General features: G+C 32.0%; 15 protein-coding genes. 8 read left to right on the top strand and 7 right to left on the bottom strand.

Annotated features, from left to right (window positions below; genetic code table 11):
* Positions 1–21 precede the first annotated feature (21 nt).
* A complete protein-coding gene (locus M4I21_RS04335) occupies positions 22–876 on the top strand; it encodes a UbiA prenyltransferase family protein (RefSeq protein WP_249557904.1) in 855 nt (284 codons plus the stop codon).
* Between the two features lie 195 nt (positions 877–1,071).
* On the opposite strand, the gene M4I21_RS04340 is transcribed toward M4I21_RS04335, so the two are convergent.
* Positions 1,072–1,620: a sigma-70 family RNA polymerase sigma factor gene (locus M4I21_RS04340; protein WP_072303252.1), complete on the bottom strand. Its 549-nt coding sequence runs from the start codon at positions 1,618–1,620 to the stop codon at positions 1,072–1,074.
* Between the two features lie 73 nt (positions 1,621–1,693).
* Here M4I21_RS04340 and M4I21_RS04345 point away from each other — a divergent pair, with 73 nt between their 5' ends.
* Positions 1,694–2,056, top strand: coding sequence for a rhodanese-like domain-containing protein (locus tag M4I21_RS04345; protein WP_249557905.1), 363 nt, complete (start codon positions 1,694–1,696; stop codon positions 2,054–2,056).
* A gap of 1 nt (position 2,057) precedes the next feature.
* On the opposite strand, the gene M4I21_RS04350 is transcribed toward M4I21_RS04345, so the two are convergent.
* The 6 genes from M4I21_RS04350 to M4I21_RS04380 form a co-directional block, all read right to left on the bottom strand.
* Entirely contained in the window at positions 2,058–2,945 is an 888-nt protein-coding gene (locus tag M4I21_RS04350; protein ID WP_249557906.1) for a TIGR01777 family oxidoreductase, read from the bottom strand.
* A gap of 418 nt (positions 2,946–3,363) precedes the next feature.
* Positions 3,364–4,110: a class I SAM-dependent methyltransferase gene (locus M4I21_RS04360; protein ID WP_249557908.1), complete on the bottom strand. Its 747-nt coding sequence runs from the start codon at positions 4,108–4,110 to the stop codon at positions 3,364–3,366.
* Positions 4,104–4,838, bottom strand: a complete 735-nt coding sequence (locus M4I21_RS04365) for a DUF2071 domain-containing protein (RefSeq protein WP_249557909.1) — start codon at positions 4,836–4,838, stop codon at positions 4,104–4,106. Before M4I21_RS04365 ends, M4I21_RS04360 begins: the two co-directional genes overlap by 7 nt.
* Positions 4,832–5,224, bottom strand: coding sequence for a DoxX-like family protein (locus M4I21_RS04370; RefSeq protein WP_249557910.1), 393 nt, complete (start codon positions 5,222–5,224; stop codon positions 4,832–4,834). The genes M4I21_RS04365 and M4I21_RS04370 overlap by 7 nt, the downstream gene beginning before the upstream one ends.
* Positions 5,225–5,230: 6 nt before the next feature.
* Positions 5,231–5,734: a GbsR/MarR family transcriptional regulator gene (locus M4I21_RS04375; protein ID WP_249557911.1), complete on the bottom strand. Its 504-nt coding sequence runs from the start codon at positions 5,732–5,734 to the stop codon at positions 5,231–5,233.
* Between the two features lie 4 nt (positions 5,735–5,738).
* The gene (locus M4I21_RS04380) at positions 5,739–6,458 is read right to left on the bottom strand and encodes a YqjF family protein (RefSeq protein WP_249557912.1); all 720 of its coding nucleotides are present in this window, start codon (positions 6,456–6,458) and stop codon (positions 5,739–5,741) included.
* A gap of 211 nt (positions 6,459–6,669) precedes the next feature.
* On the opposite strand from M4I21_RS04380, the gene M4I21_RS04385 reads away from it, so the two are divergent.
* The 6 genes from M4I21_RS04385 (at position 6,670) to M4I21_RS04410 (ending at position 14,838) form a co-directional block, all read left to right on the top strand.
* Positions 6,670–7,431, top strand: a complete 762-nt coding sequence (locus M4I21_RS04385) for a hypothetical protein (protein ID WP_249557913.1) — start codon at positions 6,670–6,672, stop codon at positions 7,429–7,431.
* Between the two features lie 27 nt (positions 7,432–7,458).
* Positions 7,459–12,450: a DUF4132 domain-containing protein gene (locus tag M4I21_RS04390; RefSeq protein WP_249557914.1), complete on the top strand. Its 4,992-nt coding sequence runs from the start codon at positions 7,459–7,461 to the stop codon at positions 12,448–12,450.
* A 121-nt stretch (positions 12,451–12,571) separates the two neighbouring features.
* Positions 12,572–12,988, top strand: a complete 417-nt coding sequence (locus M4I21_RS04395) for a hypothetical protein (RefSeq protein WP_249557915.1) — start codon at positions 12,572–12,574, stop codon at positions 12,986–12,988.
* Positions 12,989–13,031: 43 nt separating this feature from the next.
* Positions 13,032–13,541, top strand: a complete 510-nt coding sequence (locus M4I21_RS04400; RefSeq protein WP_249557916.1) for a hypothetical protein — start codon at positions 13,032–13,034, stop codon at positions 13,539–13,541.
* A 281-nt stretch (positions 13,542–13,822) separates the two neighbouring features.
* On the top strand, positions 13,823–14,341 hold the full coding sequence (locus tag M4I21_RS04405) for a hypothetical protein (protein WP_249557917.1): 519 nt from the start codon (positions 13,823–13,825) through the stop codon (positions 14,339–14,341).
* A gap of 98 nt (positions 14,342–14,439) precedes the next feature.
* The gene (locus M4I21_RS04410) at positions 14,440–14,838 is read left to right on the top strand and encodes a hypothetical protein (protein WP_249557918.1); all 399 of its coding nucleotides are present in this window, start codon (positions 14,440–14,442) and stop codon (positions 14,836–14,838) included.
* The last annotated feature ends 8 nt before the right edge of the window (positions 14,839–14,846 follow it).

The raw sequence follows: 14,846 nt of genomic DNA on the forward strand, positions 1-14,846 counted from the left end.
CACTTTAGTTACATTTGCGTAATGAAATTAGTCAGGAGAATTTTTAATTTTTATCTAGATGCAAGCGTTCACGTTGCTGCTTCTGTGTTTTGCCTGCTAGAAATTACCGCACTACTTTTAGATATCACTATAAATCAAAACCTTGCTTATTTTTGTTTTTTTAGTACTATAGCTTGCTATAATTTTATAAAATATGGTGTAGAGGCAAAGAAGTATATTTTGGTCGTAAATAAATACCATAAAAGCATTCAGGTTTTTAGCTTTTTAGCCATGGCTTTTGCTGTCTATTTTGCTTTTTTTCTACATAAAGACGTTTGGTATTGTATGTTTGCTTTAGGTGTTTTTACAGCTATCTATACATTGCCTGTACTACCTAAAGCTAAAAATTTAAGAAGTTTTGGTGCATTAAAAGTATTTATGGTGGCCATTGTTTGGGCGGGAGTTACAGTGCTGTTGCCTGTTTTGTCTGCTAATATGGACTTAAGTGCAGATGTTTGGATAGAGACTTTTCAGCGTTTCCTAATTGTTTTAATACTACTAATGCCTTTTGAGATTAGGGATTTAGCGTACGACTCACCATCTTTAAGAACAATACCACAGCGTTTTGGTGTAATACATACTAAGTTAACGACAGGTGTTGTTGTTCTAATTTTCTTTTTTACAACGTACTTAAAAGAAACAATTACACCTTTAGATTTAATAGCTAAGGGTATTCTTTTTTTAAGTTTTGGCTTTTTAGTGTTGTATACACAAGGTAAGCAAACAAAGTATTTTGCTTCTTTTTGGGTAGAAGCAATTCCTATTGCATGGCTTTTAATAGTCTACCTAGTAGATTACTTTATTCATTTACATTTTCTAGCTCTCGTTTCATCTTAACTTTATCTTGTTCTGTTAAAGATTGTAAGTGAGCTTTTTCGCAAAGCGATGTAAACTCAGTATTTTTTTTAGAAAACTGAGGACAAGTTTTGCAAATTAATAAATGAAACTTAAGACTTATCTTTTCGAAAAAAGAAGCTTCTTTGTATTGTATTTTGTTGCAGATTTTAGCTGCTTTTTCACAAGAAATCATAATTAAAACCAATTAGTGTTTAGGCATCCCATTAAAGCAGTTCTAGCTCTATGGATAATAACCCAAAGGTTAGACGAATTAATGCCAAGTTCATTACAAATATCTTCTGTACTTATGCCTTGAATTGTTTTCATTTTAAAAACTAATGCTTGTTTTTTAGGTAACTTAGAAATACATTCTTGGATCGCAAGACCTAATTCTTCGTTTTCTAAATCGCTATTCTCTAGTTTACTAAAAGGATCTGCTACTTGTTCTTCTAACCAATCTCCGTCAGAGTCAATGCTAGAACTATAAGACATTCTAACCTCTGCTTTACCTTTGTTAGAATTTATTTTACGGTAATGATCTATCACTTTTCGTTTTAGAATAGCGATTAACCAGGTGCGTTCTGCGGCATCTCCCTTATAATTTTTTGCAGATTTTAATCCTGCAAAAAAAGTTTCTTGCACTAAATCTTTAGCAATTTCGGAATCGCTTACTCTAGCTACTGCGTAATTAAATAAATAATCAGCATAGTTATCTACCCAAGTGTTAGGTTTAAGTTGGTGCATTAGTTCATATTGATTTTCCAAATGTAGGGGATTTTAATTAAAATGTTTAATTTTGAATAAAAACAATCTTCTTATGAAATCTTTTTTCAGTATTATTTTTTTTGCGCTTGTAATTACTGCTTGTTCGCAAAGTAAGTCTAAACATATCACAGAATTTTCACAGACTGATATTAAAAACGCTCTGTTAGTAGACGTACGTACTTCTGAGGAGTATGGTTTGGGTCATTTAGAAAATTCTAAAAATGTAAATGTACTTAGTGATTCTTTTGCTAGTTATTTTGATAGTATACCAAAGAGTAAAACTATTTATGTGTACTGTAAAAGTGGAGGAAGAAGTACAAAGGCAGCAGAAAAGCTAACATCTTTGGGCTATAACACCATAAACTTATTAGGAGGTTATGATGCTATAAAGGAAAAAGAGAACGCTAAAAAGTAAGTTATTTTAAAATGTTTTTTAAAGCAGATTCTAATGTTGCATATTTAAACTTGAATCCGTTTTTAATTAATTTTTCAGGATAAACATTCATGCTATTTAAAATTAGGCTTGGTTCTGTGCCAATAATAAAACCACCTATTTTAAGCATCCAACTAAAAGAAGGTAAGCCAAAAGGTACTTTTAAAGTCTTTCTTATTGTTGCCATTAATTTTTTATTAGATTTTGAATCTGGAGCAGCAACAACTACTGGTCCGTTCACCGATTTGTTTTCTAGTAAAAAGTTAGTGATACTCACAAAGTCTTTACTGTGTACCCAGCTTACCATTTGGTTGCCACTGCCTTGTTTGCCACCAAGTCCAAATTGGGTAATCTTTTTTAAAGGAAGTAAGGCGCCACCACCTTTACCAAAGACTAAGGAGATGCGCAAAGCTACTTTTCTAGTTTCTTTGTTTGTAATTGCATTAAAAGCTTTTTCCCATTCTTGACTAACGTAAAGCATAAAATCTTCTCCGTTTTCTTCTTTATTAGGATGAGATATTGCTGCAGAAGATGCATTTAGCCAAACTTTAGGAGGATTGTCTACCAAGTTTATTGCCTTGCCAAGTGCTACTGTAGAATCTATTCTGGAATTTAAAATGAGTTCTTTGTTTTTTTTGGTAAATCTACAATCTACAGATTTCCCTGTTAGATTTATCAGTGCATCTGCATTGTCTAAACTGTGGTGCCATTTGCCAATAGTTTTGGCATCCCATTGTATATAAGATATATTTTTAGATACACGAGATTCTCCGCGCGTTAAAACAACTATTTCATTGTATTTACTGCTGTAAAAATCTAGTAGCTCTTTTCCTAAAAAACCTGTTCCGCCTGCAATTACTAACTTACTCATATGTTTAGTTGTTAAAATAGATCGTAAAAAAAATTGTACATAAATATACCCAAAATCCTGAGAATACAATATGAATTATGGTCTCAAATTTTTTGCCTTTCCATAACATTTTAGAATACACAAAAAACTGAAAAAATAACCTAATACTCCAAAATATAGCTAAGCCTAAGGTTATCTTGTTGCCTAAACTTGTTTCTATTAATTGGGTTGCAGATGTTACACATAATAACCCCATTAAAAACACAGTTAGTGCAATAAAAAAGGTGTGTGTGGTCATTATCTGACGGTTAATTAAACTAAGCGTTTGCAACTCTATTTTCCAATTAAAGTACTTAGGGAAAATAATGTGTACTATCGCTAAAACCATTAATAGCGAGCCAATAATATATAAATGAAATTCCATATGTAAATAGTAAGATTATGAACTGCAAGTGAAAACCGACATAAATGGTGTAAATTTCTTTTCCTCAATTTTAGTAAACCCTGCATTTTTAAATACTTTTTGCCACGTTTTTTTGCTAAAGAAATGGGTAAAGCCAACAGAGAATGCAAAAAAATTAGGTAAATCTCTTAAATGCTCTACTATTATTACTTTGCCTGTTGGTTTGCACACTCTTCTACATTCTTTTAAAAACAACACTTTTTCTTGGAGGGATCTAATTTCATGTGCTGCTGATAATAAGAATAATAAATCTATAGATTTTTCTTCTAAAGGAATTTTTGTTGTTTTTATGGTTGATGTTTTTGGGAATACTAAACTTACTTTACGTGCACGTACAATGGCAGGTTCTGTGTGTTGTTCTGCATTATAAAAATCGAATACTTTCACCTCTGATGTTGGAAAGTTTTTTTGAAGAATGAAACTGGTCTCATCAAACCCAGCATTTATGTTTACTATTTTTTTTATATTAGTATCAATCTCTTTTTTCAACCAATTAAAATTATAATAACCTGAAAAATCGTAAACATAGGCAGACACTAAAAGGGGTGTCAGTAGGCCATAGGTAAATGCCGCTATGATAATCCATAGTATAATAACTGGTGTTTTTAATACAAGTAGTACTGTTAATATAATTGCCAGTACAAGCAAGCCAATAACATAAAAATGCCTATTAAAATTTAGGATGTTTAATACACCTTGAAATTTTTTTCTGTCTGTTACCATAATTCTAGTTTTCCTTTTTTCCAGTGATATGGAATGTTCTTAATACTAAAAGCATTTGCTAAAATTGGATTTTTAAATCCAGCTTCCTCTAAAAAATTAAAGTAGTACTTATTAATGTGAATAGGAACGGGTTTCCAATTTTGGCGTACACCTTGTATTATTAAAATACTGTTGTTTTCTTTTTTGTATGAAAATGTAAATGGCAACGGACCTGCAAATCTTCTTGCTTCTTTATAGTCGCTAAAAGGTGAATCGTCAGGTAGGTTAACTAGTTCTAAGTTGTCATTATAATCAACCTTAAAATTAGATGCTAAAGAACTTATTTCTGTTTTTCCTTTTTCTTTAGTTATGGTAATATCTGTAGTTGTGTAGTTGTAATGTGTAAAAATATTACCCATGAACTGCATCTTTTTTTTATTTGTTTCGGACTTTAAAATGTACAATCCTCTAAGGCGTTTACCAGCTTTGTTTGTGTAGGTTACAAATACTCTATAGCCAATTAAAAAAAAGTTGTTACCCATGAATTTAGGAAAACCTTTAGGTCTTAAATCTTGTGTCTGTACCATTGCAATAGCAACAAAAGCCCATTTGTCTTTAAATGTGTCTAGTTTTAAGTGTTTGGGTATTCTGTTTTCTAATTCTTCTTTAGGAATTGCGAAGGTGAGTACAGTAGAGTTTGTAAAAAACGCTTCAACAGCAAACGGATGATTTTTTAAGGCGTTTACCATAATGTATTTGTTGTTTTTTTATTTAAATAAAACTCATTGTAAAAAATAACACCTATCAAAAGAAAAGCAAAAACCAAATTTAATTTACCCCATAGAAGTAAATCAGGTACTAGTGCAAATTCTAAAATGTTCATTACACCTATAATTAGTATTTGTAACATTGCGTTTGTTTTAGATTTATAACCAATAAAAATCCAAACGGCCATTACTATTTCTAATATTCCAATACCTATGGTTAATGGTTTTGCAAAAGTACCTCCTAAAATACGACCTACAATTTGCTCGTGTCTAGGAACAAGGTTTAGTACTTTGCATAACAATCCGTTAGCAAGCCATACCAGTCCAATACTAATGGTTAGTATTTTATTTAGGATGTTTTTTTGCATTTTTGGTTAATTAAAGATTTTAAAAATGGATTTTGTTAACCAATTTTGTTTATGACTTACTAGCCTGTTTAGCATTGTGTCTGCTGTTTCAGCTAGATCATGCAATGCTTTTGTTTGCTTTATAAGTTCCTTAGTTTCTGCAGTACCATCGTCTGTTATAGTATACACCTCTTTTAATGTTTTTACAGCAGGTTGTAATTCTCTTCGACTACGTTCTTTTGCTATAATACGTGTAAGCTCTTGCACGTCTTTTTCTGTTGAAAAATACTCTTTGCGTTCACCAGCTTTAAACTCTTTGGTTACAATACCCCAGTCTATAAGCTGCCTAAGATTCATACTTGTATTGCCTCTAGATATCTTTAATTCTTCCATTATTTCTTCCATAGAAAGGGGAGAGGTAGAAACAAATAAAAGAGCCTGTATTTGTGCCATTGCTTTATTTATGCCCCAAAGAGACCCTAAAGTTCCCCAAGTGTTTATAAACTTTAATTTAGCTTCAATATAGTTCATTACGTTATTTTTTAAAAGTAAGTTTTCTTTTGCTTTCTACTGTTATGGTAGAGCCTTCAGCTAGCATTACAGACGATGGTTTTTTGGTTGATAAAAATTGAAATTCCTCGCCGTACAATGTTCCAAAGTCTACTGAAATAGAATAGTCCTTTATAGCATATTGTTCCCATTTAGGATGTGTAACTTCATACTCATTAGAACTATTTTGACTAACTGTTGCGTAACCCCAATAATGTTCAGTTATAAATTCTGTTTCGCTATTAGGTGCTATGGTTTCAGAAGTAGCATCTGCATCAATAGAAAATGAATTCCATTTGTTATTCTTTTTCCACTTGTAAACTACTTTTTTAATGGTGTTATTTTGTTCCCACTGATGTTGCATTGGTAGCGTTTCATAATTTTCATTATAAACGGTATTTGCCACAAAAGTTAATGCAGGCTTAGGAACTATTTCTTTAATAAAAACAACACCTCTTTTCCAAACTTCGCCATCAAACCTTTTTACATAAAAGCGAAGATTTACTTCTTCAAAATTAGAATGAAAAGGAATTTTAACTCCAAGTAACTTTGTGTTTACAAACATAAAACCAACTAAACTAACATAGCATTTGCCTTTGTAGCTGTCTAGTTCTGTGCCAAACGGAACATATTTTTGCAATAATTTAGGATCTATTGTATAGTTTGCAAATGCTAGCTTTCTCCATTCTGCTTTTAAAAAACTCATAATAAATATGTTATGTTCACTGCAAAGGTATATTAAATATATTAAACTTTCAGTAATTATTGAAAGTTTAATTAGGTTCTGATTAATAACACTATGGACAGTTGGGGAATTATCCCTTAATTCAGGGATAAAAGAGTTCTACATTCATTTTAAATTGCAAAAGAATTTAGGCTTGTATAAAATAAGATAAAAAGGTTTCTGTTTATAACGTATGCATATAAAACACATTTTAAAAAAACAAAGGGATAGATACTTACTAGTTGTATCTGTTATGTTATTTAGCATAACCTCTCTTAGTGCGCAGAAAATAACTACGTCAATAGATTCTATACTATTTGAATCTTCCTATTTAAAAATAACAACAAAGAAAGCAACGGTTATGGGGACTGTTTTGTATCATACAAAAACTGATAGCATCAACTTTTTTATAAAAAATAGACAAGATTCTAGTGAATGCAAGCCTTTTTATTCCCCCTATTACAATCCCCTTTCTCTTGTAGGTCCTTTTTATAGTTATGAATATGGTGTTAGTAGTCAAGAAGCGTGTGGCCCATTGGGTAACTCTTTAGGAGTTGTTACACTAGATTTACGTACAATGCAAAATGTTACACTGCAAGAAGTTTTTACAGAAGAATCTCTTTTAAATGCATTAAGAAATGATTCTTGGATTAAAGAGTTAGCACAGTTGAATAATGTTACTATTTCAGAAATTAAAACCTATAAAGCATTTTTACATTTTTTAAGCGAAGCAGCATCAATGCAATTTTTAACGCACAGTTTTACTGTGCTGGATTATACTAGTGTAACTAATGAGGCACAAGTGCGCTTTGTTGCTCAGGAATACATGGGCTATGATCACAATAAACATTTTCAACTAGGACTTACACTACAGCCAAGAGAAGATCTTAAAGAGGTTTTTAAAAGTCATATAGATTTTAAATTAGGAGCCTACAAAAACGGACTAATAAAATAAAAAATACATCAAAAGAATAGCATAATTATGATTCCATTTGAAAAAGCACAAGAGTATATAAAAAAGCACCAAAAAGCAGTGTTAAAAGATGAAGATTTAGCGGGTTTTTCGTATCCATATGAGGTATTAGGACAAATACTAGCAAATTTGCTTAACCCACGAATGGATCAAGAAACACTAACCATTTTTTCTAATGTTTTTGATGATGCAGTTACGGTTAACCCATGGACAACAGATGAAGGTTTTCGTTTAGGGGTTTTATTGTACGGAGAAGTACAAGCTCCATATTTAGCTGCTATGTGGAGCTTGTTCGATTATTTACCATATCAGAATGGTTATGGTAGAAGAGCTTTTAGAGCAAAAGTAAATACAACCCATTTACGTAATAAGTTAGATTACTTTAGAACTTTTTTAGCTTTTAGTCGTAAAGGCTTTGGAGCGTTGTCTTTAGTAGAGCAGTTTCAATATAGTACCTATTTTGATCACAAAAACAGTTATTTTTTTGGTACGGTATTACAATACAAAACAGAGTTAGTTATAGATGTTGTTAAAGATATTATACAAGCTGAAGATGAAATTGGAGGTGTAAGTAGAGATATTATAAAAGGGTTGTTGTTAACCCAAAAGGAAGAAAATTGGGAATTAGTTTCTAAATTATTATTGGCAGCTCAACGTCAAGAAGGTTTAAGACAAACTATTTTAGAATCTTTAGATTTTACCAGTCACGGTGCATTAAAACATATGATTGGAGTTATTCTAGAGAACGATTTAACCCGCTTTAGTAGTGTAGTTAGAGCTGTAGATACTTGGTTTGGATTTGGCTGGGAAGCACCTAAAAAAGCAACTATAAGAAGAGTGTTAGAATTGAGTAAGGCTTCTATTTTAAACCTAAAAGATATAGACGTATTACTTACTAGTAAAGATAATTTAGAGGTTTATGTTGCTCTTTGGGCTATTGGCTTAGTAGATGTAGATGTAGCAAATAAAAAAGCACTAGAACTGGTGTATACATCAGATAAACTAGAGAAAAAATTGCTAGGACTTTATTTTGTTCATCAGACCCAGCGTACAAACGAATCTATTGTAGCGTATTACAAAAAAGAACTTGGTACGAACCCAGCTTTAGATTATTGGCTAAGTTTAAGCTTGCCTGCAATAAATATAGATAATAAACTTTTCGCGCAAATACAGAAAGTTGCAGAGTCATTACCAAAAGAAGGAAAAAGCTATGACGGAATGGTATTCTCTTGGCATAGTTTTACAATTACACCAAATTATTTCTATAATTTAATTATAGAAAAAGCATCGGAAGAGCAGTTGCTTTTATTGTCTAATAACATTGCTCTTTTGCCATCAGAAATTAGAGAAAGTTATATTAGAAAAATATTTCCAGATCATTACACGTATTCTTTTGGGTATAACTATGGAAGTAAAAAACCAGGAATGCTTATACTATCTAAAGATGCTTGGCGTAGGAAATTAGCGCACCAAGCAATTAAGGATAGGAGTGAATCTGTAATGTCTACAGGTTTAACTGTTTTTCATTATATGCCGATGTTTCGGGAAGATTTAGATATAGTAGAAGACCTTTTTACTAGAAAAAATAAAAGTCTACGATCTGGATTAATGAAGTTGATAATTAAACAGCCAGAAGCTACATTTAAAAATAGTACTCATAATTTAATAACAGCAAAAAGTGTAGACCAACGTTTAGCTGCTTTAGAAATACTAACATTAGTACAAGACGAAGAACAATATCTAGAATTTATAGAAGAGCAAGTTAGTTTATACAAAGAGCGACCAAAATTCACAAAAAATGAGAGTGTGTTTTTAGAGAAGTTTTCTAAAACAAAAATTGGGTATTCGTATAGCAATGGTTTTGGAGAGGTAGATTACTCTAGCTTATCTCCATTATATACGCCACAAGTTAGGTTTAATGACAATAAAGGTTTTTTTAGCAAGCTAGGCATTACAACGGGTAGTTTTAAATTTAGAGATTTTATAGATGAGCGTAAAATAGTAACTGCAATTAATAATTTAATAGGACTTGTACACGAGCATAGAAACCATGAATATCAATTCGAGGCTTATGATGGTGAAACAGGAACAACCTTAATAGCAAACAATATTCATGAAATTAAGAGAATTAAAGAAGATGTTGCACCCGAAGTACATTTACAAAATATTCCTTTAGCAGATCTATGGATAAAATGGTATGAAGAGAGTAATCTTAACGATTTTGAAATGTATTCTGCTATTCGTTATATCAATAGAGTTAATGCTCCTTATGGTAATTATGAAAAATTAGAAGAATATGCCAAGCAATACGTTCCTGACTTAACACAGATAAAATTAGATACTACAAACCGTAGCTATTACAGTACAAATAACAAGTATACAACAATTTTAAAACGTTTGTTTAATGTTAATGCAGACAGAGCGGCTGTATTTAGCTTTAAATTAGATCTATGGGAAGATGTGATTGCTAATTTTCCTGAGAAACTAAAAACTAGTAAGTTTTCTTACGGTAAAGGTTATAGATCCGATGATTACCACTGGATTAATGTTGTTGATGGGTTGGTTTGTGTAATAAATGAAGAAGATTTAAAAGAATTAGCAGATGAAGCCCGGCTAAAGAGGTTTTGGGATATAAAAATGTTTTTAGTAGCTCAATATATTGGGTATCCAAACCCAATTAAAGATGTTAAAGACATTACAGAGAAAAAAGTAGCAGATAGAGGTCTTGTATTACCATTCACAGGTGTTTCTTTAGAGCTGTATCAAAAGAATTTAATTACGAAAGACGATTTGCTTTTTCAAGCCCTAAACTCACACGAGTTAATGTCTATTTTAGATGGTGCTCAAAACTACAGAATACGCAATGGGAGTTTAGATGTAAGCCTAGTACCTAAAGGTATTTTCAACGATTTAAAAACAAATATTCTTTCGGTAGAATTAGAGCGTGGCGATTTAGCAACAGACGCATCAGAATATATTTCTAGTCTTAGTAAGGTAGAAGGTGTAGATTATGTTTTTAAAGTATTGCAACGTATGGGCAAGGATACTTTTGAGCGTGGCTATAGTTATTATGGCGATACAAAAAAATCTAAGTTTAGTGCTATTCTAAAAAAGAGTGTACTTAAAGAAACTGAAAGCTATTCAGATTTTGCAGCACTTGCAGATGAAGCTAAAATTCCTAAAAAACGATTGGTAGAACTAGCGTGTTATGCTACCCAATGGGCGGGTTTTGTAGGTGAATATCTAGGATTGAAAAAATTAGAAGATGCGGTTTGGTGGTTCCAAGCGCACGCATCAGATTATATGAGTAGTGAAAAAGAGACTATTATTTCTAGGTACTCTAATATTCCAAAGTCCGATTTTGCAATTGGAGCCATAGATATAGATTGGTTTAATAAAGTATACCAAAGTATAGGTAAAGCCAACTGGAAAATTTTACACGAAGCAGCTAAATATATTACAGATGGTAATGGTCATAGACAAGTAAAATTATACTCTAGCGTAATGTTAGGCGAAGTAAAAATTACAGAAACCTTAAAGAAAATTACAGAGAAAAGAGATAAGGATTATGTGCGTGCACTAGGATTAATTCCGCTAAGTAAAACCATCCCAGAAAAAGATTTATTAAAACGTTACAATCTGTTACAGCAGTTTTTAAAAGAAAGCAAACAGTTTGGGGCACAACGACAAGAAAGTGAGAAAAATGCTGTAGAAATTGCATTAGACAACCTGTCTAGAAACGCAGGTTTTCAAGACCGTGTACGCTTTAGTTGGGCTATGGAAAGTAAAGCAACAATAGCAATAATGGAAAATGCTGTTTTAAAGTTTGATGATGCGGTTATAGAATTGATAATTACAGACGAGGGTAAAACAGACATTCTAGTTACCAAAGGAGATAAAAAACAAAAATCTATTCCTGCTAAGTATAAAAAAGACAAGCAAGTATTGGCATTAAAAGAAGGTAAATCTTATTTGTCTAAACAGTACAGCAGAACTCGTTTGTCTCTAGAAAATGCTATGGTAAACGAAGATAAGTTTACGGCAGCAGAGATTCATAAAATAATGCAGCATCCCATTGTAAAAGTTATGCTTAGCAAATTGGTGTTGTTTTCTCTAGAAAAAGAAATCTCTGGTTTTTATGCAGATGGCGTATTAACAGATACAGAAGGTAAAAAACATAATTTACAAGAAGATGATGTTTTGGTAATTGCGCATCCATCACATTTATACAAAGCCGTACAATGGGATCTGTACCAGAAATACCTCTTTGCAGAACGTTTAGTGCAACCCTTTAAACAAGTTTTTAGAGAATTGTACTTGGTCACTAAAGACGAGCTAGAACTTGGTGCAAAATCAGAGCGTTATCAAGGACACCAAATACAACCACAAAAAACGGTAGCCTTATTACGAGGTCGTGGTTGGACGGTTAGTCACGAAGACGGTTTGCAAAAAGTATATCATAAACTAGGGTTTATGGCAACAATGTACGCTATGGCAGACTGGTTTTCGCCAGCAGATATAGAAGCGCCAACCTTAGAGCATATTGTGTTTTACTCACTAGAAAATTACAAACCAATTCCGTTAAAAGATGTGCCTTCTGTAGTTTTTAGCGAAATTATGAGAGACATAGATCTAGTGGTAAGTGTTGCTCACGTAGGCGGCGTAGACCCAGAGGCTAGTCATAGTACAATGCAAATGCGGGCAGCTTTAGCAACCGAATCTGCGCAACTATTTAAGCTTAAAAACATCACGGTAAAGGAGCGCCACATATTGGTAGCAGGTACTTTGGGCGAGTATAGTATACATTTAGGAAGCGGACAAGTAAGTAAAAATGGCTTGCAATTATCCATAATTCCGGTTCACAGTCAGCACAGAGGACGTATGTTTTTACCCTTTGTAGATGATGATCCAAAATCGGCAGAAATTATTTCTAAAATGAAACTCTTGTCAGAAGATAATAAAATTCAAGATCCAACTATTTTGGCGCAAATAAATAGCTAATTTTAAAATTTTAAGGGCGTTCCCCACTTAGGTGGGGCGGGCTTTTGTTTCAAGTCCTCGTGCTATCGCACTGTGGGCTTTTTACGCCAATCCCTAACGCACCAAAAAACAATATATTCATATGCCACAACTAACATTACAACTTAAAAGACTAGGCAAAAAAAAGGTAAAACAACTACCGCTAACGCTAAAAGTTATACCAAAAAATTTACAAGAGTTATTGGTGGCTTGTGTAAAAAATCAAGTAGATGCTTTTAATAAAAAAAGGCAAGAAGTTAATGTAGTTGGTTTTTTAAGTCCGCCAGAAATTCAAGAGCAAGCCCAAAGTGGTAAAGTAGATTTTGGAGATTTAGCAAATAAAGATTTAGCCGTAGAACAAGATGCTATAGACAATGTGTTGTTAGCTTTTAAAGATGGTCTATTTGTTGTTTTTGTAGATGGAGATGAGGTTGCCAGTTTAGATGCTCCTTTACAATTAACTCAAGACAGTGTTGTAGCCTTTATACGTATGACGTTTTTGGTAGGGACTTACTGGTAATTTTTAGGTTTAGCTTCAACTGTATTCAATCTTAAAAATAATAATGAAAAAAATAGTAATACTAATACTTCTTGTTTTAAACTTAGGGTGCGCCGAGCATATGGTAAAGCTTCCTAAGGCTTCAAGAATCACGGTAAAATATAGGGTTTTGGATGAAGAATTAAGTCCTAATAATGTAAACTGCGCTAACAAAGTAGTTCCGTATTCAAAAATGAAGGATCACGATTGTTCCTTTAAAATAGAAAAATTTGAGTTTGATGTAGAACGTAAATATGTGCTTAACAAGAATGGAGGTTTAAAGGAGTATTGGCGATACTTGGCAGAAGGGCCATTGACCTATTCTATGCAGCAATTAAATGACGATCTAAATTTTAAAGCCTATGAAGAACTCGATAGTTTTAATATAAAAATAGCTAAAGATAGAACAGCAATTATAGATAACAATACCAACTTTAAAATTGAAAGAATTTTTGAAAAAGAAAAACTAATTCTAATTGAAAAAGGAAGCGATAAAATTTTAAGCGGTAGAAGAATTTTGTATGCATATAAGTAAACAGATTTTTCAAAGGAAATAATTGTAAAAAGATCTTCAATTAAGAATATTAAAACAATGAAAATTGCAGCTCTCAAAACTACAACGGGTAATTCTTCACAAGAAAAAAGTGATAAGAATACCAACTTTATTACCAATTGTAGATACTAAGACAAAAGAGAGGTAATTATACTGTAATTCTGTGTTTTTAGAGTTCTTTGGAAACAATACCCCTGAAAAGAGGGAGTTTTATAACAATGTATTGCAGTAAATTGCGGTCAATTAATAGGTGTACAATTGTTATGATAAAGTATAAAGTTGTTTTAATGTTTTTGTTTGTCAACCTTGTTTCTGCACAGCAAAAACAAAATGAAGTTTCTACTAATGATGTAAAGAAGGTTTGGAGTACTTTTTTATCAGCCTTAAAAACAAAAGATACAATTGCGTTTAAACAATTAGTAGCGCCAAAAATTCGGTGTTATTATTGTTTAGAAAATACACCAGAAGAACAAGAAGCATTGGCTTATTCTAGAGATAACGATAAGGATTGGTATGCTAAAATTTATGAGCAAGATATTTATATTCCTGTAGCTAAATTTTTAGCAGAAGATTACGATATCATTTTTACACATACGTTTATTGGGCTTTTAATAGAACGTGAAACTATTTATGTATACCACGTTAATGAAGGTGTAGGCTATATGGAAGTTTTGGTAACAACAACTAAGCCTACTCTTTTACATGAGGGTGGTCAACATACTTTTCAGTTTGTAAAGCTAAAAAATCGTTGGGTTTTAAATGAAATAGGAACCATACCTTAAAATAAAATTTAAGGGAACAACCAAACTAAATAAAAACGTAAAATTAATTTCTTTAGCGCCTGCATGGTCTGTTAAACAATATGTGAAAATTATTAAAGATGAGTGAAACAAACGAAAACACATTACCAGAATTAAGTAAAATTCCAGAAGATAAGCTAACAGTTATTTTAAATGAGTATATAGCTTTAATGGGAACAACTAAATATGTGCAATACATTTTTTTAGCTATAGGTGCTCTTGTATTGTTTTATAACATATTTATTGCTGGTAATACGTACACTTATTCAGAATACAATACTATAAAAATGATAATGCTTGTGGTTGCCTGTTTATTTGGAGGCGGATTAATTGTTTTTGGTATAGTGTTCTATGCAAAACAGCTAAGGGTAAGAGGTGATTTAAAAGAGATTTCAGAAAGACAAAAATTAGATTTTAAAAAAGTACATAAAGAGTTTAATGTATTCGTAAAAGATAATTTTGGAGGATACCCAATTTAATTAATACA

The organism is Cellulophaga sp. 20_2_10 (assembly GCF_023476645.1).
Taxonomy (GTDB): Bacteria; Bacteroidota; Bacteroidia; order Flavobacteriales; family Flavobacteriaceae; genus Cellulophaga.

What these genes read in the sequence shown, in the direction of transcription:
- M4I21_RS04350 (WP_249557906.1), bottom strand. Translation starts at nt 2,945, where the DNA reads ATGAGTAAGTTAGTAATTGCAGGCGGAACAGGTTTTTTAGGAAAAGAG.
- M4I21_RS04345 (WP_249557905.1), top strand. Translation starts at nt 1,694, where the DNA reads ATGAAATCTTTTTTCAGTATTATTTTTTTTGCGCTTGTAATTACTGCT.
- M4I21_RS04380 (WP_249557912.1), bottom strand. Translation starts at nt 6,458, where the DNA reads ATGAGTTTTTTAAAAGCAGAATGGAGAAAGCTAGCATTTGCAAACTAT.
- M4I21_RS04365 (WP_249557909.1), bottom strand. Translation starts at nt 4,838, where the DNA reads ATGGTAAACGCCTTAAAAAATCATCCGTTTGCTGTTGAAGCGTTTTTT.
- M4I21_RS04405 (WP_249557917.1), top strand. Translation starts at nt 13,823, where the DNA reads ATGATAAAGTATAAAGTTGTTTTAATGTTTTTGTTTGTCAACCTTGTT.
- M4I21_RS04360 (WP_249557908.1), bottom strand. Translation starts at nt 4,110, where the DNA reads ATGGTAACAGACAGAAAAAAATTTCAAGGTGTATTAAACATCCTAAAT.
- M4I21_RS04385 (WP_249557913.1), top strand. Translation starts at nt 6,670, where the DNA reads ATGCATATAAAACACATTTTAAAAAAACAAAGGGATAGATACTTACTA.
- M4I21_RS04375 (WP_249557911.1), bottom strand. Translation starts at nt 5,734, where the DNA reads ATGAACTATATTGAAGCTAAATTAAAGTTTATAAACACTTGGGGAACT.
- M4I21_RS04400 (WP_249557916.1), top strand. Translation starts at nt 13,032, where the DNA reads ATGAAAAAAATAGTAATACTAATACTTCTTGTTTTAAACTTAGGGTGC.
- M4I21_RS04410 (WP_249557918.1), top strand. Translation starts at nt 14,440, where the DNA reads ATGAGTGAAACAAACGAAAACACATTACCAGAATTAAGTAAAATTCCA.
- M4I21_RS04335 (WP_249557904.1), top strand. Translation starts at nt 22, where the DNA reads ATGAAATTAGTCAGGAGAATTTTTAATTTTTATCTAGATGCAAGCGTT.
- M4I21_RS04370 (WP_249557910.1), bottom strand. Translation starts at nt 5,224, where the DNA reads ATGCAAAAAAACATCCTAAATAAAATACTAACCATTAGTATTGGACTG.
- M4I21_RS04340 (WP_072303252.1), bottom strand. Translation starts at nt 1,620, where the DNA reads ATGCACCAACTTAAACCTAACACTTGGGTAGATAACTATGCTGATTAT.
- M4I21_RS04395 (WP_249557915.1), top strand. Translation starts at nt 12,572, where the DNA reads ATGCCACAACTAACATTACAACTTAAAAGACTAGGCAAAAAAAAGGTA.
- M4I21_RS04390 (WP_249557914.1), top strand. Translation starts at nt 7,459, where the DNA reads ATGATTCCATTTGAAAAAGCACAAGAGTATATAAAAAAGCACCAAAAA.